Below are 24,821 nucleotides of genomic sequence, written 5' to 3' on the forward strand. Positions count from 1 at the left end.
CCTCCTCGTCCGGGCGCCGCGGGCGTCGGCGCCCTCTCTCCACCGTACGCGCGGACTGGCGGGGCGGCGTCCTGACCGGGCGCCTACAACCCGAGCCCCTCTCGGAACGCCGTCGAGGTGAGCGCGAGGGCCGCCGCGCGCGCGGCCGCCGCATCGTCCTGTGCGAGCGCCGCCGCCGCGATCTCCTCGCAGCGCGCGGACGAGTGCGACCGCAGGGCGAAGCGGACCGCTGCGAGGGAGCCGGGCGACATCGAGAGGCTCGTCACACCCATCCCGACCAGCACGAGCGCCATCACAGGGTCAGCCGCCGATTCTCCGCAGACGCCCACGGGCTTGTCGAGCGCGCGTCCGGCGCGCGCAGTGGCGGCGACCAGCTCGAGGACGGCCGGCTGCCAGGGGTCGAGCAGGTCGGCGAGCTCGCCGCGGAGGCGATCGGTCGCCATCGTGTACTGCGCCAGATCGTTGGTGCCGAGCGACACGAAGTCGACCTCGCGGAGGATCGACTCCGCGCGGAGCGCTGCGGCAGGCACCTCGATCATCACCCCGACGGTCGTGGCGCCCGCCGCCCGAGCGCGGGACGCGAAGTCGCGTGCCTCGGCCGGGGTGGCGACCATCGGGGCCATCACCCAGGTCCCGGGAGTCGCGGTGCTGCCCAGCGCCGCCAGCTGCGTGTCGACCAGGTCGGGCAGGGTGCGTGCGAGCCGGTAGCCGCGCACGCCGAGCGCGGGGTTCTCCTCGTCGGGCTGGGTCGCGAAGGCGAGCGGCTTGTCCGCGCCCGCGTCGAGCGTGCGGACCACCAGCTTCCTCTCGCCCAGGCGCGCCACCGCGTCCGCATAGACCGTGGCCTGGTCGTCCACGGTGGGCGGCTCCGTCGCCTCGAGGAACAGGACCTCGGTGCGGAACAGGCCGACGCCCTCGGCATGAGCCGCGATCGCGCGGTCGATGTCGGCCGGCGTACCGATGTTGGCGAGCAGAGGGACCGGCCGTCCGTCGCTGGTGCCGCCGGGCGCGGTGTCGCCGGCGATCGCGGTGTCACGCGCGGCGCGCTCCTCGAGCATCGCCACGAGAGCCTCGTCGGGCTCGACCGTGACCGTGCCGGCGGCCGCATCGATCGCGACCGTCGTGCCGGGGCGCAGGTCGAGGACTCCCGCGACCCGCACGAGGCACGGGATCCCCAGCTGGCCCGCGATGATCGCGGTGTGACCCGTGGGTCCGCCCAGCTCGGTGACGATGCCGGCGACCAGCTCGAGGTCGAGCGTCGCCGTGTCGGCAGGGGAGAGGTCCTCGGCCGCGACCACCGAGCGCTCCGTCAGCGCGAGTCCCGGCTCGGGCGCGCCCAGCAGGTGCGCGATCACGCGGTCGCGCACCGAGTGCAGGTCGGTGACGCGCTCCGCGAGGTAGCCGCCGGCGGCCTCGAACATCGTGGCGAAGCCCGCCACCGCCTCGGCGACGGCGGTGGCCGGACCCGTGCCGTTCCGCACGCGGCTCACCGCCTCCGCGGTGAGCGCCGTGTCGCCCGCCATCAGCGCCGTCGCGGAGAGCACGGCGGCGAGGTCGCCCTCCGCGCGGGCCGCGCGCTCGTGGAGCGCGGCCGCCACGAACGCGAAGGCCGCCTCGAGGCGTGCGGTGTCGCCCTCGACGGCGACCTCAGCGGCCGGGACCGGCGGGGCAGGCCGGACGAACGCGACCGGCGCGACGGCCGAGCCGCGGCCCACGCCGATGCCGGTGAGCGCCGCGGACAGGGCGGGCGCGCTCACGCGGGCACCGCGTCGAGGTTGGTCTCGAGCAGCTCGACGAGCGCGTCGAGGACGGCCGCGGCGGACTCGTCCGCCTCGAGCATGACGGTGTCGCCGTGCGCGAGGCCCAGGCTCATGACCGACAGGATCGACGCGGCATCGATCGGCGCCTCGCCGTCGCGGGCGATCGTGATCGTCGAGCCGGCGGTCGCGGCCTTCTGCGCGAACAGCGCGGCGGGGCGGGCGTGCAGCCCGGTGGGGTTGGCGATGATGGTGCGTCGCTGCAGCATGTCGGAGCTTCCTTGCCTCGATGTCGGTGATCGCCCCCGGAGAGCAGAAAAGACCTGGCGCGGCGTCTCGCCGCTGGCCAGGTCTTGCCCGATGAACCGGTCACAATCCGTCAGTGAGGCGACCATAGCCCCGCGTCCCGATGATCGCAACCCGGTAATTGACAAGTGGCCAGTTGCACCCGGCGCATGGGCGGTGCTACGTTGCGGCTCATCGCGGAAAGGACCGCGATCGAACACACGGGATTGTGACTTCCGCAGGCAAGACCCGGGTCTCGAGAGATGCAGCGCGCTGTCGGCGCAGACGGCGTCGTCCCTCGAGATCCCGGGTCTTTTTGCGTCTCGGGAGGCGAGACCCGCCAGCGATTCAAGGAGGAATCATGGCAACAGCAACCAAGCACGAGGTGATCGCCGACGCGGTCCTCGCGGCGATCGGAGGTGCTGGCAACGTCAAGTCCGTGACGCACTGCGCAACACGGCTGCGCTTCCAGCTGGTCGACCGCGACAAGGCCGACAAGGCGAAGGTCGAGGCCACCCGCGGAGTCATCACCGTGATGGAGTCCGGCGGTCAGTTCCAGGTCGTCATCGGCAACACCGTCGGTGAGGTGTACCAGGCCGTGATCCGTCACGAGGGCATCTCGGTGGGCGACGCGCCGGCGACGGGCGGCTTCATGGCACGCCTCATCGACCTCGTCACCAGCATCTTCACGCCGTTCCTGTGGGTCCTCGCCGGCACCGGTCTCATCAAGGCCGCTCTCGCCGTCGCGACGACCATCTCGCCGGCCTTCGGCGACACCTCGACCTACGCGATCTTCTATGCCGCATCGGACGCGACGTTCCAGTTCCTCCCGCTGTTCCTCGCGGTGACCGCGGCCAAGAAGTTCAAGGCGAACCAGTGGTCCGCCATCGCGATCGTCGGCGCGCTGCTGTACTCCGAGACCATCGCGGTGATCGCCAACGCCGAGGGCGTCGACGTCACGCTCAAGGCCTTCGCCGACGGCGGCGGCGAGCTGACGTTCTTCGGCATCCCCGTGCTCATGCCCGCATACCTGTCGGCCGTGATCCCCGCGATCTTCGCGGTCTACGTGCAGTCGAAGCTCGAGCGGCTCCTCGACCGCGTCATGCCCGAGGCGATCAAGAACTTCGTCAACCCGATGCTCGTCATCGGCGCGGTGGTGCCTTTCACCTTCCTCGTCGTCGGCCCGCTGTCCGCCTGGCTGGGTGACGGCCTCGCGTGGGTGGTCGATAACCTGTGGGCGCTCAGCCCCGCGGTCGGCGGCGCGCTGCTCGGCGCCGGCTGGCAGGTGTTCGTGATCTTCGGCCTTCACTGGGCGCTGCTCCCGCTCTTCATGGTGGGCCTCACCACCGTCGGCTACTCGCTCCTCACCGGTCCGCTGTTCGCTGCTGTCGCGGCCCAGGGCGCCGCCGCGTTCGCGGTGTTCCTCAAGACCAAGAACAAGGACCTCAAGGGCGTGGCCGGTCCCGCCTCGCTCTCGGGCATCGTCGCCGGCATCACCGAGCCCGCGATCTACGGTGTGACGCTGCGGCTCAAGAAGCCGTTCATCTACGGCGTGATCGGTGGCGCGGTCGGCGGCGCCATCGCGGCGATCGGAGGCTCCGCGGCCGAGGGCTTCGTGCTGCCGTCCGCTCTCACCGTCGTGTCGACGATCAACATCGGCAACTTCACCCTCCAGCTCATCGGCACCGGGCTCGCGATGCTCATCGCGTTCTCGCTCACGATGATCCTCGGCTTCAAGGATCTTCCCGCCTCCGAGGACGAGCCTTCCGCGGCCATCGACGCCGATGGCGTCGTCGTCGCGGCACCGGTGGCCGGTACCGTCATCCCGCTCGCCGAGGTCAACGACAAGGTGTTCTCCTCGGGCGCGCTCGGCAGCGGCGCGGGCGTCCTTCCGACGGACGGCACCATCGCATCGCCCATCGACGGCGAGGTCGTGTCGGTGATGCCGCACGCGTTCGGGATCCGCGCAGCCAACGGCGTCGAGGTCCTCGTGCACGTGGGCATCGACACCGTGAGGCTCGGCGGCACGCACTTCGCCCCCAAGGTGACGCAGGGGGAGTCGGTCTCACGCGGCCAGACCCTGGTCGAGGTCGACCTCGCTGCGCTCGTCGCCGTGGGCTACGACACCACGACCATCGTGGTCGTGACCAAGGCGCCCGAGGGCCACTCGGTCACCGTGAGCGCGGAGGGTGCGGTCGCCGGAGCCGGCGACCTGCTCACCGTCGTGCGCTGACCTCAACCCAGGCCGGTCGTGCGGGGCAGGCTCCCCGCACGACCGGCACCCGGGCAGGGGATGCCGATTTCCGGCATCCGTTGCCGTAGGGTCGTCCTGGCGGGCGGCCCGCCGAAACACAGGAGTGATCGATGCGGATCGCGAAGGTCTTCAACAACTCCGTCGTCCTCGGAGTGGACGACGCAGGGTGCGAGCTCGTCGTGTTCGGCCGCGGGGTGGGCTTCCAGGCCTCGCGGGGCGACATGGTGGACGAGTCGCTCATCGAGCGACGGTTCGTTCCGAGCGAGGCGGCGCCTCCCGAGCGCATCGCTGCGCTGATCGACGAGATCCCGGCCGCGGACATCGATCTCACCGCGCGGATCGTCGAGGACGCCCGCCGGGAGCTGGGCGCTCACGTCACCGACCACGTGCTCGTGCCCCTCGCCGACCACATCAGCTTCGCGCTCCGTCGCGCGGCCGAGGGTGCGGGTCTCACCGACTACCCGCTGAAGTGGGAGGTGATGTCGCTGTACCCCAGCGAGGTCGCCTTCGCCCGGCGCGCGCTGGCCACGGTCGAGCGGGACCGCGGCGTCGTGCTGCCGGAGATCGAGGCGGTGCCGCTCGCGCTCCACTTCGTCAACGCTCAGCTGGGCGCGCGCGACATCCAGGCGACCGTCGACATGACCACGATGCTGGCCCAGATCCTCGAGATCATCCGCGACGAGTACGGCGAGGGTGTCGATGAGGATGAGAACGCCGTCGCGCGCTTCGTCACGCACCTGCGCTACCTCTACGCACGAGGGCGTTCGGGCGTGCATCGTGACGACGAGACTCCGGAGCTGGCGCGGGCGATCGAGACGACGCAGCCGCGCGAGTACGCGGTCGCCCAACGTCTCGCCGCGCATATCGGCGCGCGATACGGGTGGGAGGTTCGCACCGGCGAGGTGCTCTACCTGGCGATCCACGTGATCCGGCTCACCACGTCGATCCGCGCGGTCGCAGGCTGCCGTGGCCGTTGAGCAGACGGTCCTCGCCTCGGCGGTGATCGGGCTCGCCGGGGGAGTGGACAACATCGTCTCCGCCGGCCGGTGCCTGGTGCGGCTGCGGCTGCGCCTCGTCGACCCGGCGCTCGCGGACCTCGACGCCATCCGCGCGCTGCCGGGAGTGAGCATCGCCATCCGCAGCGCCGGCGAGCTGCATGTGGCGCCCTCCGCCGGGCTCGAGGAGCTCCACGCGACCGTCGCCGCCGTCGTGGCGTCGCGCTCCTGACCCGTCGCCGCGCCATCGCACGTGACGCGGACCCGCATACCTGACCATCCAGAGAGAGGACCCATCATGACCCACGCACGCTTCCCCGAGACCTTCCTGTGGGGCGGAGCCACCGCCGCGAACCAGATCGAAGGCGCCTATGCCGAGGGTGGCAAGGGGTTGTCGATCCAGGACGTGACGCCGCAGGGCATCATGTGCGATCGAGTCGCGGGCCCGACCGCCGACAACCTCAAGCTCGAGGCGATCGACTTCTACCATCGCTACGCCGAGGACATCGCGCTGTTCGCGGAGATGGGCTTCACGGTCTTCCGCTTCTCCATCGCGTGGAGCCGCATCTTCCCTCTCGGCGACGAGGACGTCCCCAACGAGGAGGGCCTCGCGTTCTACGACCGCGTGCTCGACGAGCTCGAGCGGTACGGCATCGAGCCGCTGGTGACGCTGTCGCACTACGAGACCCCGCTGCACCTCGCGGAGAAGTACGACGGCTGGGTGAACCGGGACCTGATCGGGTTCTACGAGCGCTACGCCCGCACGTGCTTCGAGCGCTACGGCCACCGGGTGAAGCACTGGCTGACGTTCAACGAGATCAACTCGGTGCTGCACATCCCGTTCGGATCCGGGGGCATCAACACGCCCAAGAGCGAGCTGTCCGAGCAGGATCTCTACCAGGCGATCCACCACGAGCTCGTCGCGTCGGCCCGTGTCACCCGGGCCGCTCATGAGATCGATCCCTCGATCAAGGTGGGCTGCATGGTGATCGCGATGCCGCTGTACCCGCTCACCCCGAACCCGGACGACGTGGTCGCCGTCATGGATGCGGATCACGCCAACCTCATGTTCTCCGACGTCCATGTGCGCGGCGAGTATCCCGGCTACGCGAAGAGGTTCTTCCGCGACAAGGGCATCTCGCTCGACATCACCGCGCAGGATCTCGAGGACCTGCGCCACACGGTCGACTTCGTCTCCTTCTCGTACTACATGTCGCTGTGTCAGAGCGCCGATCCCGAGGCGCTCGCAGGCGCGGGCAACATCATGGGAGGGGTGCGCAACCCGACGCTGCGCGAGTCCGAGTGGGGATGGCAGATCGACCCCCAGGGGTTGCGCGTGGTCCTCAACCAGTTCTGGGACCGCTGGCAGAAGCCGCTGTTCATCGTGGAGAACGGGCTCGGTGCGAAGGATCGTCTGATCGAGGTGGACGGCGAGCTGACGGTGGAGGACGACTACCGCATCGACTACCTCAACGATCACCTGCTGCAGGTCGCGGAAGCCCTCGAGGACGGCGTCGACGTGCTCGGGTACACGATGTGGGGTCCGATCGACCTGGTCTCGGCTTCGACCGCGCAGATGTCCAAGAGGTACGGCTTCATCTACGTCGACCGCGCCGACGATGGATCGGGCACGCTCACGCGTCACCGGAAGAAGTCCTTCGGGTGGTACGCGGACGTCATCCGGAGCCGCGGAGGCTCGCTGGCGGTGAAGGAGACCGCAGCGGTCTGATCGCTGTCGAGATGCACGAAGGCCCCCGGGATCTCCCGGGGGCCTTCGTGATGGTGGGCGATACTGGGATCGAACCAGTGACCTCTTCCGTGTCAGGGAAGCGCGCTACCGCTGCGCCAATCGCCCGTCTCTCCAGACGGAGCGATCGCCGGCTCCCGTGGGGGAGACCGGCGATCCTTGGAGCGGACGACGGGACTCGAACCCGCGACCCTCACCTTGGCAAGGTGATGCTCTACCAACTGAGCCACGTCCGCGTTGCCGGGGCAGAAGCCTCGGACTTGTGAGGGACCCGAAGGAACCTCGTGGTGGGCGATACTGGGATCGAACCAGTGACCTCTTCCGTGTCAGGGAAGCGCGCTACCGCTGCGCCAATCGCCCGAGGTGGAGATGGGATTCGAACCCACGTATACGGCTTTGCAGGCCGCTGCCTCGCCTCTCGGCCACTCCACCGTAGTGCCGCAACCTAGGGCTGCGACGCTCCGAGCGGACGACGGGACTCGAACCCGCGACCCTCACCTTGGCAAGGTGATGCTCTACCAACTGAGCCACGTCCGCATGTCTGGGCTGTTGCCCTGACGAGAGATAGACCTTAGCGGATATCGGCGCGCGAAACCAAATCGGCTCCCGGCTGCGCGTGTCTCCGGGCGTGGCGCCGTGCGGGCCCTCAACGGGAGCGCGCTCGCCTCCAGGTGGCGCCGTCCGGGCGTGTCGCGGCGCTAGCGTTGACGCCATGCAGTGGGAGGACGATCCGCGTCGAGCGGGCAGCGCGGCGTTCCGCGGCGTACGTGCGTGGGAGCCGGTCGAGCACGCCGACCTCGCCCGCGACGGCGCGCGCGTCGCCGAGGGTGGCTTCTGGGTGGTGGTGGCGACCTTCGAGGGGACGCTCGACGCCTGGCGCATGGCGCGCGTCGAGAGGGACGATGCGGACGCGGCTCCCGTGCCCGAGGCCTCGCCCGAGCGCGAGTGGCACGGCCCCGCGGCATCGTCCTGGTCGACCTCGCTCGACGAGGCGGGCTACACGGCGGGCGTGCGTCGCATCCGGAACGACATCCGCGAGGGCGACGTCTATCAGGCGAACCTGTGCCGCATGCTCGAGGCGCCGCTCCCGGCGCCCGCGCCGGGCCCCGACGCCGTGGCCCTCGCGCATCGTCTCGCGACCGGGAACCCCGCGAGGTACGCGTCGAGGATCGTGATCCCGCGCACCGACGCCTGGCCCGGAGCGTGGGTGGTCTCCGCCTCGCCCGAGCTGTACCTGGGAGTCGACGGCGCGCGCGTCGAGTCGAGCCCGATCAAGGGCACGGCCGCGCCGGGGGAGCCGATGCTGCCCAAGGACGAGTCCGAGAACGTCATGATCACCGATCTCATCCGCAACGACGTGTCGCACGTCGCGGTGCCGGGCTCGGTGACGGTGCCCGAGTTCCTGGGCCTCCACGAGCACCCCGGGCTGGTCCACCTGCAGTCGACGGTGGAGGCGACCCTCGCACCCGATCACGACTGGACCCCGCGGATGTGGCCCGCTCTCCTCGACGGGACCTTCCCGCCGGGCTCGGTGAGCGGGGCGCCGAAGTCCTCCGCGCTGCGGATCATCGGGCGCGACGAGCCGGTCCCGCGAGGCGCCTACTGCGGCGGCATCGGCTGGATCGACGCCGATGCCCGGCGGGCCGAGCTCGCGGTCGGGATCCGCACCTTCCAATGGGTCCCGGACCAGGGCGGACTGCTGCGATTCGGCACCGGCGCGGGCATTACATGGGGGTCTGACCCGTATGGGGAGTGGGCGGAGACCGAGCTCAAGGCGCGTCGCTTGATCGGCCTTGCCTCGACCCCCACAATGACGGCATGACAACGCTGGTGTGGGCTGGGGGGCTCCTGCGTGCGGAGGACGATCCGATCGTCGCCGCAGGGGACCACGGGTGGACTGTCGGGGACGGGGTCTTCGAGACCCTCGAGGTCAAGGGCGGGCGCGCGTTTGCGCTGCGCCGGCACCTCAAGAGGCTCGCGTACTCGGCCGCGCGCATGGGCATGGCGGAGATCGACGAGGACGCCGTGCGCGAGGCGGTCGGCGAGGTGCTGGCGGCCGGCACCGGGCTGCGGAGGCTGCGCATCACCGTGTCCTCCGGGACGGGACCCGCGCCGCTCAAGCGCGGCGGCGGACCGCACACCATCGTCGTCACCGCGAGCGACTCGGCGCCGCCCACCTCCTGCCATGCGGTGCGGGTGCCGTGGCGTCGCAACGAGCGCTCGGCGATCGCGGGCGTGAAGACCACGTCCTACGCCGAGAACGTGGTGATCATGGAGTTCGCGCGCTCGCGCGGCGCCGACGAGGCGATCCTCGCCAACACGCACGGCCACCTGTGCGAGGGGGCGACCTCCAACATCCTCATCGAGCGTGGCGGCGAGATCCTCACCCCGCCGCTCGCCTCGGGCTGCCTGCCGGGCATCACCCGCGGGCTCGCGCTCGAGTGGGGCGCCGAGGAGGGGATCCCGATCCGTGCCGCGGCCCCCGGCGAGCTCGAGATGAGCGTCCTCGACGAGGTCGTCGCGGGCGACGCCTTCGCGGCCGTCACGTCCTCGACGCGCCGCATCCAGCCGCTCGCCTCGCTCGACCGCACCACGCTCGAGCACGGTCCGCTGCTCGCGCGGCTGAGCGCGGTCTTCGAGGCGCGCGCCGGGCTCGACGCCGACCCTGGTCCGAGGCAGCCCAAACAACCGCTATAGTTGTCTCCGCACCGCAACGCGGAGCACAACTGAAGACGGGCGATTGGCGCAGGGGTAGCGCGCTTCCTTCACACGGAAGAGGTCACTGGTTCGATCCCAGTATCGCCCACGGTTGCGAGAGGCCGTCCGGTTCGTCCGGGCGGCCTTTCTGCTTGTGCGGCGCCGTCTCCCGCGCGGGCGTGCCCCCGTACGAGGAGGCGCTCGCGGTCATGCTCGACCCCCGCGCCTGACCGCAGCCGATCATGTCCGGGGCCCCACGCGTCGCTCACGGTGAGATCCCACTGCGGCGTACCGGCCATCGACCCTGGCAGGATGCCCGCTGCTGGGTCATGATCGGAGGCGAGACGCTGTCCGGGGGAGGGCGATGAGCGAGAACGTCACTGCGGCGCCGCGCCGCGAGGTCTCGCCGGTCGAGCTGCTGTTCGACCTCGCCTTCGTGCTGGCGATGATCCAGCTGACCCATCACCTGGTGGCGCACCTCGGTTGGCGGGAGGGCGCCGAGACCGCGGTGATGCTCGTCGCGGTCTACTCCGTATGGACCTTCACGTCCTTCCACCTCACGCTGCGCGATGTCGAACGCCGATCGACACGCGCGGTGACGATCCTCGTCATGGGTCTCGCGCTCGTGATGAACGGCGCCATCGGTGTCGCGTTCGAGGACGGCGCCTGGCTCTTCGCGGTGCCGCTGGTGCTCGCGGGTGCGGTGCCGAGCGCGCTGTCCGCGGTGCGGGAGGGGCAGACGTTCTTCCGCAGTCACAGCCGGCACATGCTCGTGTGGATCGCGCTCTCGGCGCCGCTGTGGCTCGGGGGAGCAGCGGTCGATCCCGAGGCGCGTCTGTGGTGGTGGGTGGCCGCGGCGGTCATCGACCTCATCGGGGTGTTCACCGCCCACCCGATCCCCGGCCATGTGCTCGCGCCCACGGTGGTCGACTACGACGCCCCGCACATGTTCGAACGGATGCGGCTGTTCCTGCTCATCCTGCTGGGCGAGACCATCCTGGGGATCGGCGGCGCGATCGCGGACGCGGGACCCGAGCCGATGGTCGTCGCGGGGGTGGTGGGGGCGTTCGTCGCGGTGGTGTGCCTCTGGTACTCGTACTTCGGGGGCGCCGAGGAGCTGGTGGTCGCCGAGGCGCATGACACGCGGGATCCCATCGGTGCGGTCCATCGCGGCATCGTGGTGCTGCTCTTCGTCATGGCGGGCCTCATCATGCTCGCGGCGGGAGCCGACCTCGTGGTGGCCGAGGTGGATGCGGCGCGGGCGGGAGCCGGAGGCGCGTTGCTGCTCGCGGGGCCGGCGCTCTTCCTCGCGGCGCAGGCGGCCTACGTCCTCGGCGCGGGCATGACGCGCTGGCGCGTGCGGATCGTCGGTGCCGCGCTCCTGGTCGCGGGCGCAGCGGTCGCGCCCTCGTTGCCGCCCCTCGGCGCGGTCGCGCTGCTCGACATGATCCTGGTGCCGGTCGTCGTGGGCGCGAACTGGCGCGCGACGGACGCGCCCGCCGATCCGCGCGGTGAAGCGTAGAGCGCCGCGGGGTCGTCGGCCGACGTCGCCGGCTGAACGGGTCTACCAGGGTCGATGCGGGTTCTCGGAATATCCGGGGCCTCCGGACCCGTTGCCCCAGGGTCCACCGATCAGCGACGAAAGGACCCCGACATGGGCATGGACGAGCTGAAGAAGAAGGCCGAGGACGCGCTGCCGTCCGACGACACGATCAAGAAGGCCGGCGAGAAGGTGCGCGAGCACACGCCGGACTCCGCAGACGTGCCGGCCGCCAAGGCCGAGCAGTGGGCCAAGGACCACAACAAGGACTGACCGGTCCCTCGAGAGGCGCCGCCCCGGGCACGGGGCGGCGCCTTCGTCGTACGGTGAGGCGTGAGGCTCTTCGTGGGGATCATGACCCCCGATGCCGTCGACGACGCCCTGGACGAGGCGCTCGGCGCGACGATGCGCGGCCGCGCCCGCGAGGCGGGCCTCGATCGCTGGACGCCACGCATCGAGCGGCACCTCACGCTGCGCTTCATCGGCGAGACCGATGCGGAGGCCGCGGTGACGCGGGCCGTCGCCCGCGCCGCGGCATCGTCCGGCGCCCTGCGGCTCCTCGTGGGCGCCATGGCCGCGCCCCTCACGGCGCGAGTGGTCGCGATCCCCGTCGAGGGCGCCGAACGCATCGCGGCCGCCGTGGACGATGCGCTCGCGGAGGCGGGTGTCGCTGCGAGGGAGCGCCCCTTCACCGGGCACATCACCGTGGCGCGCGCGAGCCATCACCTCCGTGCGGCCGCGGTGGAACAGGCCCTGCACCATCCTCCGCTCGCGGTGCCGTGGGCCGCGGAGGCGCTGCAGGTGATCCAGAGCGTCTCCGGGGGCGAGGCCCGCTACGTGGTCCGGTCCACGCACCCGTTGACAGGGCGCGCCGTGTGACCGCTGGCGCCGTGGGCCCGCGCGTCGCTACGGTGCCCTGAAGGATTCACGGGAGGCCCGGATGGCAGGAACGCGCGAGCACACCGATCCTGCGGGCGTGCCCGCGGTGCCCGACCCCCGCGTCGCGCGCGCCGTGCCGGAGGAGCTCGACGAGTTCCAGCAGGTCGAGTACCGCCCCGAGTACCGCGTCGACCTCGAGCGCATCCGCTTCTCGCCGTACTTCTCGCGGCTGTCCGCCGTCACTCAGGTGATCTCGCAGTCGGGAGCCGGCCTCGCGGTGCACAACCGGCTCACGCACTCGGTGAAGGTCACCGCGGTGGCGCGCGCGATCGCCGTGTCCCTCGCGGGCGACTGGGGCGAGCGCGGCGCCCTGGTGCGCGACCTGGGCGGATGCGACGCGGTGGTGGTGCAGGCCGCCGCCGCGGCCCACGACCTCGGCCACCCTCCGTTCGGACACCTCGGCGAGCAGACCCTCGACCGGCTCGCGCGCGAGCGCTTCGGGCTCGAGGAGGGCTTCGAGGGCAACGCGCAGACCTTCCGCATCCTCACGCGCCTCGACGAGTACGACCGCGCGGGTGCGGGGCTCAACCTCACCTCGGCCGTGCGGGCGGCGGTGCTGAAGTACCCGTGGACCCGGGAGCAGGGAGAGGGGTGGCGCGCGGGCGCCGCTACGCCGCGCGGGCTCGCGCCGCGACGGCCCGGCGAGGGCGCGCGCAAATTCTCGGCGTACACGCTCGATCTCGACGACATGCTGGACGCGCGGCGGGCCTACCCCGAGATCGCGCGACGCCAGCAGACCGTCGAGTGCTCGGTCATGGACATCGCCGACGACATCGCGTACTCGCTGCACGACCTCGACGACTTCTACCGGGCGGACCTGCTCAACCAGGCCGCGGTCTCGGCGGAGTTCCGCACCTGGATCCGCGACAGGGCGGCGCTGGCCGAGGTGCCCATCGAGAGCCTGCACCACGCACGACGCACACCGGGCCACGGGCTCGAGCTGCTGCGCCGCCGCCTGGTGAGCCACGATCCGTGGATCGCGGGGGAGGAGGCCTTCGGCGAGTCGGTGGCCCGCGTCGCCGACGAGGTGGTCGACGGGCTGCTGTCCGTTCCGTACGACGGCTCGCTCGCCGCGGACCGCGCGCTCGCGGTCTTCATGTCCGGGTGGATCGCGCGCCTCCAGCATTCGATCGTGGTGACGCGCGACCCCGACATCCGCTCGGGCCACGTGAGCCTCGACGCCGCCGCCTTCCACGACGTCGCGGTGCTGAAGTTCCTCCAGGAGAGGTTCGTGCTGCATCGTCCCGACCTCGCGGTGTATCAGCGGGGCCAGGCCAGCGTGATCGAACGCCTGGTCACCAGCTTCGCGGCGTGGCTCGACGACGACGACGAGGTGCGTCGCGCCCCGCGGCGTCTGCTCGACCTGGTCGAGCTCGCGGCCGAGGACTACCTGGCCGTCCGCGACCGCACGCCCGAGCTGCTGCCCACCACCGACGCCGCCACGCTGCGGCGGTACGCGACCGGGCGCGGGATCATCGACTACGTCGCCTCCCTCACGGACGCGCAGGCGATGTCCGTCGCGAACCTCGTCTCCGGCGCGTCGGAGCGGCTGTGGGACGGCGGCCAGGGGCTGTAGCGCGGTGACGGGGGAGGGCCGACTCTCGGTAGCATCGTCCCGTACAACCGAACGTCCAAGGAGTGACCTGTGCCCAGCGTGAATGCGACCATCGACGGCGTCGAGCGAGAGCTCGAGGCGGGCACGACGGGCACCGACCTGTTCGCGGACCGCAAGGACGTCGTCGTCATGCGCGTCGACGGCGCCCTGTGGGACCTCGCCCGCGAGGTGCCCGCCGGTGCGAGCGTGGAGGCCGTGCCGGTCTCCGACCCCGACGGTCTGATGGTGCTGCGCCACTCGACCGCGCACGTGCTTGCGCAGGCCGTGCAGCAGGTCAACCCTGACGCCAAGCTCGGCGTCGGCCCGCCCATCGAGAACGGCTTCTACTACGACTTCGACGTCGAGACGCCCTTCACCCCCGAGGACCTCAAGAAGCTCGAGAAGGCGATGCAGCGCATCGTCAAGGAGGGGCAGCTGTTCGTGCGCCGCGAGGTGACCCGCGAGGAGGCGCTCGCCGAGCTCGCGCACGAGCCCTTCAAGTGCGAGCTGCTCACGCACGACACCGAGGGCGCCGAGGGCGCGTCGGTGGAGATCGGCGAGGGCGACATCACCATCTACGACAACGTCCGCCGGGGCGGCGAGCGCGCGTGGGGCGACCTGTGCCGGGGCCCGCACGTGCCGTCGACCCGCGTCCTCCAGAACGGCTGGTCGCTCATGCGCTCGGCCGCCGCGTACTGGAAGGGCTCGGAGAAGAACCCGCAGCTCCAGCGCGTCTACGGCACCGCCTGGCCCACCAAGGAGGAGCTGGTCGCGTACAAGGAGCGCCTGGCCGAGGCCGAGCGCCGCGACCACCGCAAGCTCGGCGCCGAGATGGACCTCTTCTCCTTCCCCGACGAGATCGGCTCGGGCCTCGCGGTCTTCCACCCCAAGGGCGGCATCGTCCGCATGGAGATGGAGGAGTACTCGCGTCGCCGCCACATCGAGGAGGGCTACGAGTTCGTCTACACGCCCCACGCGACCAAGGGGAAGCTCTTCGAGGTCTCCGGTCACCTCGACTGGTACAAGGACGGCATGTACCCCGCGATGCACCTCGACGAGGAGCGCGACGCGGACGGCAACGTCACCAAGCAGGGCCAGGACTACTACCTCAAGCCCATGAACTGCCCGATGCACAACCTGGTCTTCGACTCCCGCGGGCGCTCGTACCGCGAGCTGCCGCTGCGCCTGTTCGAGTTCGGGACGGTGTACCGCTACGAGAAGTCCGGCGTGGTCCACGGCATGACGCGCGCCCGCGGCTTCACGCAGGACGACGCCCACATCTACTGCACCCGCGAGCAGATGAAGGACGAGCTCACCAAGACCCTCGAGTTCGTGCTCGGCCTGCTCAAGGACTACGGCCTCGAGGACTTCTACCTCGAGCTCTCCACCAAGAACCCCGAGAAGTTCGTCGGCTCCGACGAGGTCTGGGAGGAGGCGACCGAGACGCTGCGCGAGGTCGCCGTGGGCTCGGGCCTCGAGCTGGTCCCGGACCCGGGCGGCGCCGCGTTCTACGGCCCGAAGATCTCGGTCCAGACCCGCGACGCGATCGGCCGCACCTGGCAGATGTCGACCATCCAGCTCGACTTCAACCTGCCCGAGCGCTTCGAGCTCGAGTACACCGCGCCCGACGGCTCGCGTCAGCGCCCCGTGATGATCCACCGTGCCCTGTTCGGCTCGATCGAGCGCTTCTTCGCGATCCTCACCGAGCACTACGCGGGCCAGTTCCCCGTGTGGCTCGCGCCGGTCCAGGTCCGTGCGATCCCGGTCGCCGAGCCCTTCAACGACTACCTCGCCGAGGTGTGCGCGAAGCTCAAGGCGGAGGGCGTCCGCGTCGAGCTCGACGACTCCGACGAGCGCTTCCCCAAGAAGATCCGCACCGCCTCCAAGGAGAAGGTGCCGTTCGTGCTCATCGCCGGCGGCGACGATGCGGACGCGAACGCGGTGTCGTTCCGCTACCGCGACGGCAGCCAGGACAACCAGGTGCCGGTCGACGAGGCCGTGCGCCGCATCGTCGAGGCCGTGCGCACCAAGGCGCAGGTCTGACGATGCCGGAGGCCTTCGACGCGGAGACGATGGGAGGGGTCCCGGACGGCTTCGAGCGTCTGTGGACCCCGCATCGTCTCGCGTACGTCGAGGGCGAGAAGCCGGCGGGGGAGCCGAAGGGCTGCCCGCTGTGCAAGAAGGTGGAGTCGGACGACCGTGAGCACCTCGTGGTGCACCGGGGCGAGCACTGCTACGTGGTGCTCAACCTGTACCCGTACAACCCGGGGCACCTCATGGTCTGCCCGTACCGGCATATTGCCTGGTACACCGACGCGACGGACGCGGAGCGGGACGAGATGTCGGCCCTCACGCAGCGCGCCATGCACGTGCTGCGCAAGGTCAGCGGGCCGCAGGGCTTCAACATCGGCATGAACCAGGGCAACGTCGGGGGAGCCGGCATCTCGGGCCACCTCCACCAGCACGTGGTGCCGCGCTGGGAGGGGGACACCAACTTCCTGCCGATCATCGCGCAGACCAAGGCGGTGCCCCAGCTGCTCGACGACACATGGCGACGCGTCAGCGACGCCTGGAGAGAGGACCACTAGATGCTCGGCAGGCTCCGGCCCTACATGGCCGCCCTGTGGCAGGCGCCCGCGCGCCTCCTGCTCGCCCGGGGGATCCACCCCAACGTCATGACGGTGCTCGGCACCGTCGGTGTCGTGCTCGGCGCGGTGCTGTTCTACCCGCACGGCGGCATCTGGTTCTTCTGGGGCACGCTCTTCATCACGTTCTTCGTGGTGACCGACATGCTCGACGGCACCATGGCGCGCTTGGGCGGCAAGAGCTCGCGGCTGGGGGCGTTCCTCGACTCGACGCTGGACCGCGTGGCGGACGCCGCGATCTTCGGCACGCTCGCGTGGGTCTTCATCGACATCGACCGCTTCACGGCCCTCGGCGCGCTGCTGTGCCTCGCGATCGGTTCGCTGGTGCCGTACGCCCGCGCCAAGGCCGAGGGCATGGGCGTCGCCGCGAACTTCGGCCTCGCCGAGCGCTCCGACCGCCTGGTGATCTCCCTCGTGGCGGTCGGCTTCTACGGGCTCGGCCTGTTCCCGCTGTGGGTGCTGACGGCCGCGCTGTGGATCCTCACCGTGCTCGCCGCGATCACCGTGGGCCAGCGCATCTGGGCGGTGGTGCGCCAGGCGCGCCAGCACCCCGAGTGGAACGCCCGCCTCGACGGTCAGCCCCAGCCGTACCCGCACGAATGAACGCCTTCCTCTTCGCGTTCCGCGCCTCGCGGTACGTCCCGCGGTCGCTCACGCGCGGGCTCATCTGGTCGGGCACGATGCTCCAGTGGGCCCGGCACGCCAAGCCCGCCCGCCGGCTCGAGGACAACCTCCATCGGGTCACCGGGCTCGAGGGCGACGCGCTCAGGAGCCTCTCGCGCAAGGGCATGGCCTCGACCGCGCGCTACTACGCCGAGACCTTCGAGCTCGGGCGCATGTCCGACAAGGTCGTGGACGCCCGCGTGCGCGTCGCGGACCCCTACGGCGCGCGCGACCGCATCGCCGCCGACGGCCGCGCGGTGCTCGCCCTGTCCCACTCGGGCAACTGGGACCTCGTCGGCGCGTACGCGTGCCGGCACATCGCGCGCGTCATCACCGTCGCGGAGATCCTCAAGCCGCGCGAGGTCTTCGACGAGTTCGTCGCGCTGCGCGAGAAGATCGGCATGACGGTGCTCGGGCACGAGGGCAGCACCACGTTCCGCGAGCTCATCCGCCTCGGACGGTCCGAGGACGGCATCACGTGCCTGCTCGCCGACCGCGACCTATCGGGCTCCGGTGTCGAGGTCGACATGTGGGGTCACGGCGTCAAGGTCGCGCCGGGCCCCGCCGCGCTGTCCGCCACGACGGGCAACGTGCTCATCCCGGTCTTCGTGCACTACGAGCGGCTCCACGGCCGCCGCCGCTGGGCCGCGCGCTCGCGCTGGGGCGTGGTGCTCTCGTTCGGTCCCGTCACCGACCCCGCGGACGCGCCGAGCGACGACCGCGTGGGGCACCTCACGCGCGCCTGGGTACAGTTCCTCGCAACGGAGATCGCGGAGCACCCCGAGGACTGGCACATGCTGCAGCGGTTCGGGTGGACGGAGACCACGAGTTGAGGATCGGCATCGTCTGCCCCTACTCGCTCGACCGACCCGGCGGCGTCCAGCTCCACGTGCTCGACCTCGCCAAGGCGCTGATGGCGCGCGGGCACGACGTCTCGGTCCTCGCGCCCGCCGCCGAGGACACCCCCGTGCCCGCGTACGTCTCGAGCGCGGGACGCTCGGTGCCCATCCGCTACAACGGCTCGACCGCGCGCCTCACGTTCGGCCTCATGGCCGCGAGCCGCGTGCGGGAGTGGCTCAAGCTCGGGCACTTCGACGTGGTCCACCTGCACGAGCCCGGTGCGCCGTCGCTCAGCGTCATCGCGATGTGGGCGCGCATCGGCCCGACCGTCGCGACGTTCCACTCCTCGCAGTCCGAGTCGCTCGCGATGCGCCTGGGCAAGCCGTGGATCAAGCCCGGCTACGAGGAGCTCGACGCCCGCATCGCGGTGTCGCCCTCGGCCGCCGCGACCATCCGCGACCACCTGCGCGTCCAGGCCACGCACATCATCCCCAACGGCGTCGACACCTCGCATTACGTCAACGCGCAGCCGGACCCGCGCTGGGAGGGCCGCGAGGGTGCGCCGACCATCGGCATCCTCGGCCGGCTCGACGAGCCCCGCAAGGGCCTCGAGACGCTGCTCTCCGCGATCCCCGCGATCCGCGCGCGTCATCCCCACGCCCGCTTCCTGGTCGCCGGGCGTTTCCCCGACCACATCGCCGCGAAGGCTGCGCGCGCGGGCGCCGAGGTGGTCGGCGAGCTCGACGAGGACCAGAAGGCGAGCTTCATGGCCTCGGTCGACATCTACTGCGCGCCCAACCTGGGCGGCGAGAGCTTCGGCATCGTCCTGGTCGAGGCGATGGCGGCCGGCGCGGCCGTGGTCGCCTCCGACCTCCAGGCCTTCATGGACGTGTCGACCATGGCGGACGGCGGCAACGCGGCCGCGCACCATGCCGTGGGGGACGCCGCCGCGCTCGCTGAGAAGGTGAACGCGCTGCTCGACGACCCGGCCGCACGCGAGCTCCTGGCGGAGCGCGGACGCGAATGCGCGGCCGCCTTCGACTGGTCCAATGTCGCGCCTCGCGTCGAGGAGACGTACCGCGACGCCATTAGGATGGACGCCGAGTTCCATCCCCATCCGACGAAGGACGTCACATCTCCATGAGCACCATCGAAGAGACCACGAAGCCCCAGGTAGGGACCGACCTTGTGAAGCGCGGCATGGCCGAGATGCTCAAGGGCGGCGTCATCATGGACGTGGTCACCCCTGAGCAGGCGAAGATCGCCGAGGACGCCGGCGCGGTCGCCGTCATGGCCCTCGAGCGCGTGCCCGCCGACATCCGCGCGCAGGGCGGCGTGTCGCGCATGTCCGACCCGGACATGATCCAGGGCATCATCGAGGCCGTCTCGATCCCCGTCATGGCGAAGGCCCGCATCGGCCACTTCGTCGAGGCGCAGGTCCTCGAGAGCCTCGGCGTCGACTACATCGACGAGTCCGAGGTGCTCACCCCGGCCGACTACACGCACCACATCGACAAGTGGAACTACACCGTGCCGTTCGTGTGCGGCGCCACCAACCTGGGCGAGGCGCTGCGCCGCATCTCCGAGGGTGCGGCGATGATCCGCTCGAAGGGCGAGGCCGGCACCGGCGACGTCTCGAACGCGACCACGCACATGCGCAAGATCCGCGCCGAGATCAAGGCGCTCACCGCGATGCCCGAGGACGAGCTCTACGTGGCCGCCAAGGAGCTCCAGGCGCCGCTGCCCCTGGTCCAGGAGATCGCGAAGACCGGCAAGCTGCCGGTCGTGCTCTTCACCGCGGGCGGCATCGCCACCCCGGCCGACGCCGCGATGATGATGCAGCTGGGCGCCGAGGGCGTGTTCGTCGGCTCCGGCATCTTCAAGTCGGGCGACCCGGCGACGCGCGCCAAGGCGATCGTCAAGGCGACCACCTTCTACGACGACCCGTCGGTCATCGCGGACGTGTCGCGCGGGCTGGGCGAGGCCATGGTCGGCATCAACGTGGACGAGATCCCCGAGCCGCACCGCCTCGCCGAGCGCGGCTGGTAAGCCAGGGCTGAGCACCGCACGTATGGGCGCCGCGTCGGAGGATCGCATCCACCGTCGCGGCGCCCGCGTGCTGCTCGTCTCCCACGCGGGCGACGAGCCGCGCCTCCTCATGGTGAGGGGGCACGACCCCCATGACACCGGGCGCTACTTCTGGTTCACGCCGGGAGGCGGGCTCGAGGGCGGGGAGACGATGCGCGCCGCGGCGGTGCGCGAGCTGGCCGAGGAGACGGGCCACGTCCTCGAGACCCACGAGCTGGTGGGACCCGTGTGGCGCAGGACCGCGCTGTTCGACTTCGCCTCGCGGCCGTACACGCAGTTCGAGGAGATCTACGTGGGGCTGCTCTCGCACGCGGAGACGCGCGCGCGGACCGCCGAGGAGTGGACCGCGATCGAGGTCGAGACCATCGACGAGGTGGCCTGGCTCACCCAGACCGAGCTGCGGGAGTCGCCCATCGAGGTGTTCCCCGCGCCGCTGCGCGAGAGCTGGACGTGGTTCCTCGAATGGGACGGCGTGACGAGGGATCTAGGAGAGGTGGACGAATGAGCACCGTGGGTGTGCTGGCACTGCAGGGCGACGTGCGCGAGCACCTCGCCGCGGCGACGCGCGTGGGCGCGACCGCGGTCGGCGTGCGACGGCTCGCGGAGCTCGAGGCGGTCGACGCGCTCATCATCCCCGGCGGCGAGTCCACCACCATCGACAAGCTGCTGCGGGCGTTCGACCTCTTCGAGCCGCTGAAGGCGCGCATCCACGACGGGATGCCGGTGATGGGCTCGTGCGCGGGCATGATCATGCTCGCCACGGATCTGGTGGGCGGCATCGACGGGCAGCAGAGCCTCGCCGCGATCCCAATGACCGTCCGCCGCAACGCCTTCGGCCGCCAGGTCGACTCCGCCGAGACCGAGCTGGTGTGGGAGCCCGACGGCTCGGCGATGCACGCGACCTTCATCCGCGCGCCCTGGGTCGAGGCCTGCGCCCCGGCGGTCGAGGTCCTCGCGACCGCGACCGGACCGGACGGAGAGCGTCACCCCGTGGCCGTGCGTCACGGCAACGCGATCGCGACGAGCTTCCACCCCGAGATCGCGGCGCCCGGCGCCGTCCACGACGACCGCGTCCACCGCCTGCTGCTCGACCTCGTCTGAGCAGTCTCCGCCCCGGCGCTTCCCGCGCTCCACGCGCCGCGGCGCGCTGTGAGGTGCTGGCTGCCCGTTCCGGGCGATTTCGAGCACTGAGCACCTCACAGCGTGCACGGGCCCGGCCGGGGTGGCCGCTCAGCCCTCGATGCCGGGCGGCTCCTCACCGGTGACCCCGTCGATCACCTGGCGGTCGCCCAGGTCTGCGTCGAGTTCGACGCGCACGATGTCCAGGCAGGCATCGCCCGGGTCACGCCTGGTCGACGTGACGGTGATCGTGACCGTCGTGTCGGTCTCGACCACCTCGGCCACCGGGTCGCCGTTGCAGGTGTCGACATCGACGATCTGCTCGTTGCCGGCGTTCGACCAGCCGATGATCGCCACGGGCCCGCGCACCTCGGTGGGCTCGGACGGTGCGCACGCCGCGAGCAGCAGCGCCACCGCCATCGGGAGCGCCGCGCGCCGGGTGACCATGCGGGCACGCTAGCGCGACCGCCCGCGGCACCGCCAGAGCCCGCGCGCGCACGGCCAGGCGCCGCATCGTCCCTCACCGCTGGCACTACACTGGACGGGATTCCAGACCGCCATTCGACGAGGAGCACACGTGTCCGGGCATTCCAAGTGGGCGACGACCAAGCACAAGAAGGCCGCGATCGACGCCAAGCGCGGCAAGCTGTTCGCCAAGCTCATCAAGAACATCGAGGTCGCGGCGCGCGTGGGCGGCGGCGATCCCGCGGGCAACCCGACGCTGTTCGACGCGATCCAGAAGGCCAAGAAGTCGTCCGTCCCGAACGACAACATCGACCGCGCCGTCAAGCGCGGTTCCGGTGAGGACGCGGACGGCGTCAACTACGAGACGATCATGTACGAGGGCTACGGCCCCAACGGCGTCGCGATCCTCATCGAGTGCCTCACCGACAACCGCAACCGCGCGGCCACCGAGGTGCGCATCGGCCTCACCCGCAACGGCGGCACGCTCGCGGACCCGGGCTCGGTGTCCTACCTGTTCTCGCGCAAGGGCCAGGTGATCGTCTCCAAGGAGGGCGACGTCACCGAGGACGCGCTCATGGAGGCGACCCTCGAGGCCGGCGCGGAGGAGATCAACGACCTCGGCGACGTGTTCGAGATCATCTCCGAGGCCACCGACTTCGTCGCCGTGCGCTCCGCGCTGCAGGAGGCGGGCATCGACTACGACAGCGCCGAGGCGACGTTCATGCCGTCGATGAAGGTCGAGCTCGAGGTCGAGGGCGCCAAGAAGATGCTCAAGCTCATCGACGCCCTCGAGGACTCGGACGACGTCCAGAACGTCTACGCGAACTTCGACGCGTCCGACGAGGTGCTCGAGGCCGCTCAGGCGTAAGCCGGAGAGACGGCGGGGGGACGATGCGCATCCTGGGGGTCGATCCCGGCCTCACCCGATGCGGTCTCGGCGTGGTCGAGTCCGGCGCCTCGCGCCGGGTGACGATGCTCGACGTGCGCGTCGCGACGTCGCCGTCCACGCTCGAGACCCCCGCGCGTCTCGCTCAGATCGCGACGGTCCTCGAGGCGATGCTCGACGAGCATCAGCCCGAGGCCGTCGCGATGGAGCGCATCTTCGCGCGCTCCGACGTCTCGACGATCATGGGCACGGCCCAGGTCTCGGGCGTCATCATGCTCGCGGCCGAGCGCCGCGGGCTTCCGCTGTCCCTCTACACGCCGTCCGAGGTCAAGGCCGCGGTCACCGGCAACGGCCGCGCCGACAAGGCGCAGGTGACGTTCATGGTGACGCGGCTGCTGGGACTGTCCGAGGCGCCCAGACCGGCCGATGCGGCGGACGCCCTCGCGATCGCCATCGCCCATGCGTGGCGCGGGGGCGCGGCCCCGACCGGTTCGGCTGCGACCACGCCGGCGCAGCGGCGCTGGGCCGAGGCGGAGAAGGCGGCGCGGCGGCGCGGTTGAGCCGGACCGTCGCACCCATCGGCTAGCCTGTTCGCACAGGTGTTCGAAAGGGGTTCGGCGTGATCGCACAGCTCAGGGGGAGCGTCGCCCATGCGGGAGCGACAGCGCTCATCCTCGACGTCGCCGGCGTCGGCTATCGCGTGCTGGCCACGCCCGCCGCCCTCGCGGAGCTGCGCGTCGGCCAGGACGCCACGCTGCACACGCACATGGTGGTGCGCGAGGACTCCATGACGCTCTTCGGCTTCCTCACGGCGGGGGAGCGCGACACGTTCGAGCAGCTCCAGAGCGTGCAGGGCGTGGGTGCCAAGCTCGCCCTCGCGATGCTCGCGGTCCACTCGCCCGAGGCGCTCGCCGGCGCGGTCGCCGCGGGAGACCAGAAGGCGCTCACCAAGGTGCCCGGCATCGGCCCCAAGGTCGCGTCGCGGCTGCTGCTCGAGCTCGGCGGCAAGCTGGTGCTGCCCGAGGACGCCCCGGGCGCTCCGGCGGCCGATGCGCGCGGCGAGGTGGTCGAGGCGCTCGTCGGGCTCGGCTACCCGGCCAAGCAGGCGCAGGCCGCGGTCGACGCGGTCGCAGAGGAGCCGGTCGCCCCGGGCGACACCGGCGCGACCCTGAGGGCCGCGCTCAAGCACCTGGGAGGCACGCGTGGATGACGAGGCCCGGGTGGTGAGCCCCGACGCGGACGCGATCGAGCGGTCCAACGAGGCCGCGCTGCGACCGTCCAACCTCGACGAGTTCGTCGGCCAGCGGGTGGTGCGCGAGCAGCTCTCGCTCGTGCTGAGCGCCGCGACGGGCCGCGGCACGCCTCCCGACCATGTGCTGCTCTCGGGTCCCCCGGGCCTCGGCAAGACCACCCTCGCGATGATCATCGCGCAGGAGCTGGGATCGACGCTGCGGCTGACCTCCGGGCCGGCCATCCAGCACGCAGGCGACCTCGCGGCGATCCTGTCCTCGCTGGACGAGGGCGACGTGCTGTTCCTCGACGAGATCCACCGGCTCGCGCGACCCGCCGAGGAGATGCTCTACCTCGCGATGGAGGACTTCCGCGTCGACGTGGTCGTGGGCAAGGGCGCGGGTGCGACCTCGATCCCGCTGAGCCTGCCGCCGTTCACGGTCGTGGGCGCGACCACCCGTGCGGGTCTGCTGCCCGCGCCGCTGCGCGACCGCTTCGGTTTCACGGGCCACCTCGACTTCTACGAGGACGACGAGCTCAAGGCCATCGTCGTGCGCTCCGCGGGACGCCTCGGCGTCTCGATCGCGCACGACGCCGCGCACGAGATCGCCTCGCGCTCCCGCGGCACGCCCCGCATCGCGAACCGCCTGCTCCGGCGCGTGCGCGACTGGGCCGAGGTACACGGGAACGGGCGCGCGGACCTCGATGCGGCACGCGAGGCGCTCACCGTCTACGAGGTGGACGAGCGCGGGCTCGACCGCCTCGACCGCGCGGTGCTCAAGGCGCTGTGCACGCGCTTCGCCGGCGGCCCCGTGGGCCTGTCGACGCTGGCCGTGACGGTCGGGGAGGAGACCGAGACGGTCGAGACCGTCGCGGAGCCGTTCCTGGTGCGCGAGGGCTTCATGTCGCGCACCCCGCGGGGCCGGATCGCGACCGCCGACGCCTGGCTCCACCTCGGCCTCACGCCCCCCGCGGACGCCATCGGAGGCGAGGCGGGCGGACGTCTGTTCGACTGACGCTGCGTGCCGTGTTCGACTCGGTGGCCGCGCGCCCCTAGAATCGCTCGGGGCTCAAGCG

25 protein-coding genes and 6 tRNA genes are annotated in these 24,821 nt (G+C 71.2%); 23 read left to right on the forward strand and 8 right to left on the reverse strand.

What is annotated here, in order from left to right; translation table 11 throughout:
- Positions 1-83: 83 nt before the first annotated feature.
- Both ptsP and TR42_RS00445 read right to left on the reverse strand, forming a co-directional pair.
- The gene (ptsP, locus tag TR42_RS00440; protein ID WP_236623286.1) at positions 84-1,757 is read right to left on the reverse strand and encodes a phosphoenolpyruvate--protein phosphotransferase; all 1,674 of its coding nucleotides are present in this window, start codon (positions 1,755-1,757) and stop codon (positions 84-86) included.
- A complete protein-coding gene (locus TR42_RS00445; RefSeq protein WP_042212010.1) occupies positions 1,754-2,026 on the reverse strand; it encodes an HPr family phosphocarrier protein in 273 nt (90 codons plus the stop codon). The genes ptsP and TR42_RS00445 overlap by 4 nt, the downstream gene beginning before the upstream one ends.
- A 377-nt stretch (positions 2,027-2,403) precedes the next feature.
- Here TR42_RS00445 and TR42_RS00450 point away from each other — a divergent pair, with 377 nt between their 5' ends.
- From TR42_RS00450 to TR42_RS00465, 4 genes are all read left to right on the forward strand, one after another.
- On the forward strand, positions 2,404-4,275 hold the full coding sequence (locus TR42_RS00450) for a beta-glucoside-specific PTS transporter subunit IIABC (protein WP_042212011.1): 1,872 nt from the start codon (positions 2,404-2,406) through the stop codon (positions 4,273-4,275).
- Positions 4,276-4,406: 131 nt separating this feature from the next.
- On the forward strand, positions 4,407-5,273 hold the full coding sequence (locus TR42_RS00455; protein WP_042212013.1) for a PRD domain-containing protein: 867 nt from the start codon (positions 4,407-4,409) through the stop codon (positions 5,271-5,273).
- Complete coding sequence (locus tag TR42_RS00460; protein ID WP_042212015.1) at positions 5,263-5,523, forward strand: PTS transporter subunit EIIB; 261 nt, start codon at positions 5,263-5,265, stop codon at positions 5,521-5,523. Before TR42_RS00455 ends, TR42_RS00460 begins: the two co-directional genes overlap by 11 nt.
- A gap of 66 nt (positions 5,524-5,589) precedes the next feature.
- Positions 5,590-7,020 carry a glycoside hydrolase family 1 protein gene (locus tag TR42_RS00465; protein WP_042212017.1) on the forward strand — a complete coding sequence of 477 codons (1,431 nt, stop codon included), beginning with the start codon at positions 5,590-5,592 and terminating at the stop codon, positions 7,018-7,020.
- Between the two features lie 51 nt (positions 7,021-7,071).
- On the opposite strand, the gene TR42_RS00470 is transcribed toward TR42_RS00465, so the two are convergent.
- From TR42_RS00470 to TR42_RS00490, 5 genes are all read right to left on the reverse strand, one after another.
- Positions 7,072-7,146, reverse strand: a tRNA-Val gene (locus TR42_RS00470).
- Positions 7,147-7,198: 52 nt separating this feature from the next.
- Positions 7,199-7,274, reverse strand: a tRNA-Gly gene (locus TR42_RS00475).
- A 49-nt stretch (positions 7,275-7,323) separates the two neighbouring features.
- Positions 7,324-7,398 (reverse strand) — tRNA-Val (locus TR42_RS00480).
- Between the two features lies 1 nt (position 7,399).
- Positions 7,400-7,470: transfer RNA gene (locus TR42_RS00485), tRNA-Cys, on the reverse strand.
- 32 nt (positions 7,471-7,502) lie between these two features.
- Positions 7,503-7,575, reverse strand: a tRNA-Gly gene (locus TR42_RS00490).
- Positions 7,576-7,750: 175 nt separating this feature from the next.
- On the opposite strand from TR42_RS00490, the gene TR42_RS00495 reads away from it, so the two are divergent.
- The 15 genes from TR42_RS00495 to pdxT all read left to right on the forward strand — a co-directional run bounded on the left by TR42_RS00495 (position 7,751) and on the right by pdxT (position 21,145).
- The gene (locus TR42_RS00495) at positions 7,751-8,860 is read left to right on the forward strand and encodes a chorismate-binding protein (protein ID WP_042212019.1); all 1,110 of its coding nucleotides are present in this window, start codon (positions 7,751-7,753) and stop codon (positions 8,858-8,860) included.
- Entirely contained in the window at positions 8,857-9,735 is an 879-nt protein-coding gene (locus TR42_RS00500) for an aminotransferase class IV (protein ID WP_042212020.1), read from the forward strand. The genes TR42_RS00495 and TR42_RS00500 overlap by 4 nt, the downstream gene beginning before the upstream one ends.
- Positions 9,736-9,772: 37 nt before the next feature.
- Positions 9,773-9,844, forward strand: a tRNA-Val gene (locus TR42_RS00505).
- Positions 9,845-10,099: 255 nt separating this feature from the next.
- Positions 10,100-11,257 (forward strand): low temperature requirement protein A, encoded by a 1,158-nt coding sequence (locus tag TR42_RS00510; RefSeq protein WP_042212022.1) that lies wholly within the window; start codon positions 10,100-10,102, stop codon positions 11,255-11,257.
- Between the two features lie 132 nt (positions 11,258-11,389).
- Entirely contained in the window at positions 11,390-11,548 is a 159-nt protein-coding gene (locus tag TR42_RS14915) for a hypothetical protein (RefSeq protein WP_161786602.1), read from the forward strand.
- Positions 11,549-11,608: 60 nt separating this feature from the next.
- The gene (thpR, locus tag TR42_RS13950) at positions 11,609-12,154 is read left to right on the forward strand and encodes an RNA 2',3'-cyclic phosphodiesterase (RefSeq protein WP_052405466.1); all 546 of its coding nucleotides are present in this window, start codon (positions 11,609-11,611) and stop codon (positions 12,152-12,154) included.
- Between the two features lie 61 nt (positions 12,155-12,215).
- A complete protein-coding gene (locus TR42_RS00520) occupies positions 12,216-13,790 on the forward strand; it encodes a deoxyguanosinetriphosphate triphosphohydrolase family protein (protein ID WP_081953089.1) in 1,575 nt (524 codons plus the stop codon).
- A 69-nt stretch (positions 13,791-13,859) separates the two neighbouring features.
- Positions 13,860-15,851 (forward strand): threonine--tRNA ligase, encoded by a 1,992-nt coding sequence (gene thrS / locus TR42_RS00525; RefSeq protein WP_042212024.1) that lies wholly within the window; start codon positions 13,860-13,862, stop codon positions 15,849-15,851.
- A 2-nt stretch (positions 15,852-15,853) separates the two neighbouring features.
- Positions 15,854-16,396 (forward strand): HIT family protein, encoded by a 543-nt coding sequence (locus TR42_RS00530; RefSeq protein WP_042212026.1) that lies wholly within the window; start codon positions 15,854-15,856, stop codon positions 16,394-16,396.
- Complete coding sequence (pgsA, locus tag TR42_RS00535; RefSeq protein ID WP_042212028.1) at positions 16,397-17,056, forward strand: phosphatidylinositol phosphate synthase; 660 nt, start codon at positions 16,397-16,399, stop codon at positions 17,054-17,056. It abuts the gene before it with no gap.
- A complete protein-coding gene (locus TR42_RS00540) occupies positions 17,053-17,949 on the forward strand; it encodes a phosphatidylinositol mannoside acyltransferase (protein WP_042212030.1) in 897 nt (298 codons plus the stop codon). Before pgsA ends, TR42_RS00540 begins: the two co-directional genes overlap by 4 nt.
- Complete coding sequence (locus tag TR42_RS00545; protein WP_042212463.1) at positions 17,946-19,100, forward strand: glycosyltransferase family 4 protein; 1,155 nt, start codon at positions 17,946-17,948, stop codon at positions 19,098-19,100. The genes TR42_RS00540 and TR42_RS00545 overlap by 4 nt, the downstream gene beginning before the upstream one ends.
- On the forward strand, positions 19,097-20,005 hold the full coding sequence (pdxS, locus tag TR42_RS00550; RefSeq protein WP_042212031.1) for a pyridoxal 5'-phosphate synthase lyase subunit PdxS: 909 nt from the start codon (positions 19,097-19,099) through the stop codon (positions 20,003-20,005). The genes TR42_RS00545 and pdxS overlap by 4 nt, the downstream gene beginning before the upstream one ends.
- Before the next feature lie 22 nt (positions 20,006-20,027).
- The gene (locus TR42_RS00555) at positions 20,028-20,549 is read left to right on the forward strand and encodes an NUDIX hydrolase (RefSeq protein WP_042212033.1); all 522 of its coding nucleotides are present in this window, start codon (positions 20,028-20,030) and stop codon (positions 20,547-20,549) included.
- Positions 20,546-21,145 carry a pyridoxal 5'-phosphate synthase glutaminase subunit PdxT gene (gene pdxT / locus TR42_RS00560; RefSeq protein WP_042212035.1) on the forward strand — a complete coding sequence of 200 codons (600 nt, stop codon included), beginning with the start codon at positions 20,546-20,548 and terminating at the stop codon, positions 21,143-21,145. The genes TR42_RS00555 and pdxT overlap by 4 nt, the downstream gene beginning before the upstream one ends.
- Positions 21,146-21,274: 129 nt before the next feature.
- Here pdxT and TR42_RS00565 read toward each other — a convergent pair whose 3' ends face one another.
- The gene (locus TR42_RS00565; protein ID WP_042212036.1) at positions 21,275-21,610 is read right to left on the reverse strand and encodes a hypothetical protein; all 336 of its coding nucleotides are present in this window, start codon (positions 21,608-21,610) and stop codon (positions 21,275-21,277) included.
- 130 nt (positions 21,611-21,740) lie between these two features.
- Here TR42_RS00565 and TR42_RS00570 point away from each other — a divergent pair, with 130 nt between their 5' ends.
- From TR42_RS00570 to ruvB, 4 genes are read left to right on the forward strand one after another with little or no spacing between them, the layout of a single operon-like run.
- Positions 21,741-22,496, forward strand: a complete 756-nt coding sequence (locus TR42_RS00570) for a YebC/PmpR family DNA-binding transcriptional regulator (protein WP_042212038.1) — start codon at positions 21,741-21,743, stop codon at positions 22,494-22,496.
- 23 nt (positions 22,497-22,519) lie between these two features.
- Entirely contained in the window at positions 22,520-23,074 is a 555-nt protein-coding gene (gene ruvC / locus TR42_RS00575) for a crossover junction endodeoxyribonuclease RuvC (RefSeq protein ID WP_042212040.1), read from the forward strand.
- A 59-nt stretch (positions 23,075-23,133) separates the two neighbouring features.
- Positions 23,134-23,724 (forward strand): Holliday junction branch migration protein RuvA, encoded by a 591-nt coding sequence (ruvA, locus tag TR42_RS00580; RefSeq protein WP_042212042.1) that lies wholly within the window; start codon positions 23,134-23,136, stop codon positions 23,722-23,724.
- Positions 23,717-24,760 (forward strand): Holliday junction branch migration DNA helicase RuvB, encoded by a 1,044-nt coding sequence (ruvB, locus tag TR42_RS00585; RefSeq protein WP_042212044.1) that lies wholly within the window; start codon positions 23,717-23,719, stop codon positions 24,758-24,760. The genes ruvA and ruvB overlap by 8 nt, the downstream gene beginning before the upstream one ends.
- Positions 24,761-24,821: the final 61 nt, after the last annotated feature.

The sequence above is a fragment of the Demequina mangrovi genome, assembly GCF_000759715.1.
GTDB classification, from domain to species: Bacteria; Actinomycetota; Actinomycetes; order Actinomycetales; family Demequinaceae; genus Demequina; species Demequina mangrovi.

Bases quoted from the DNA above. Each gene is read 5' to 3' on its own strand.
- TR42_RS00530 (WP_042212026.1), top strand. From the start codon at position 15,854: ATGCCGGAGGCCTTCGACGCGGAGACGATGGGAGGGGTCCCGGACGGC.
- TR42_RS00540 (WP_042212030.1), top strand. From the start codon at position 17,053: ATGAACGCCTTCCTCTTCGCGTTCCGCGCCTCGCGGTACGTCCCGCGG.
- pgsA (WP_042212028.1), top strand. From the start codon at position 16,397: ATGCTCGGCAGGCTCCGGCCCTACATGGCCGCCCTGTGGCAGGCGCCC.
- TR42_RS00500 (WP_042212020.1), top strand. From the start codon at position 8,857: ATGACAACGCTGGTGTGGGCTGGGGGGCTCCTGCGTGCGGAGGACGAT.
- TR42_RS14915 (WP_161786602.1), top strand. From the start codon at position 11,390: ATGGGCATGGACGAGCTGAAGAAGAAGGCCGAGGACGCGCTGCCGTCC.
- TR42_RS00455 (WP_042212013.1), top strand. From the start codon at position 4,407: ATGCGGATCGCGAAGGTCTTCAACAACTCCGTCGTCCTCGGAGTGGAC.
- TR42_RS00445 (WP_042212010.1), bottom strand. From the start codon at position 2,026: ATGCTGCAGCGACGCACCATCATCGCCAACCCCACCGGGCTGCACGCC.
- pdxT (WP_042212035.1), top strand. From the start codon at position 20,546: ATGAGCACCGTGGGTGTGCTGGCACTGCAGGGCGACGTGCGCGAGCAC.
- TR42_RS00450 (WP_042212011.1), top strand. From the start codon at position 2,404: ATGGCAACAGCAACCAAGCACGAGGTGATCGCCGACGCGGTCCTCGCG.
- ruvC (WP_042212040.1), top strand. From the start codon at position 22,520: ATGCGCATCCTGGGGGTCGATCCCGGCCTCACCCGATGCGGTCTCGGC.
- pdxS (WP_042212031.1), top strand. From the start codon at position 19,097: ATGAGCACCATCGAAGAGACCACGAAGCCCCAGGTAGGGACCGACCTT.
- TR42_RS00510 (WP_042212022.1), top strand. From the start codon at position 10,100: ATGAGCGAGAACGTCACTGCGGCGCCGCGCCGCGAGGTCTCGCCGGTC.
- TR42_RS00565 (WP_042212036.1), bottom strand. From the start codon at position 21,610: ATGGTCACCCGGCGCGCGGCGCTCCCGATGGCGGTGGCGCTGCTGCTC.
- TR42_RS00495 (WP_042212019.1), top strand. From the start codon at position 7,751: ATGCAGTGGGAGGACGATCCGCGTCGAGCGGGCAGCGCGGCGTTCCGC.
- TR42_RS00555 (WP_042212033.1), top strand. From the start codon at position 20,028: ATGGGCGCCGCGTCGGAGGATCGCATCCACCGTCGCGGCGCCCGCGTG.
- TR42_RS00465 (WP_042212017.1), top strand. From the start codon at position 5,590: ATGACCCACGCACGCTTCCCCGAGACCTTCCTGTGGGGCGGAGCCACC.
- TR42_RS00520 (WP_081953089.1), top strand. From the start codon at position 12,216: ATGGCAGGAACGCGCGAGCACACCGATCCTGCGGGCGTGCCCGCGGTG.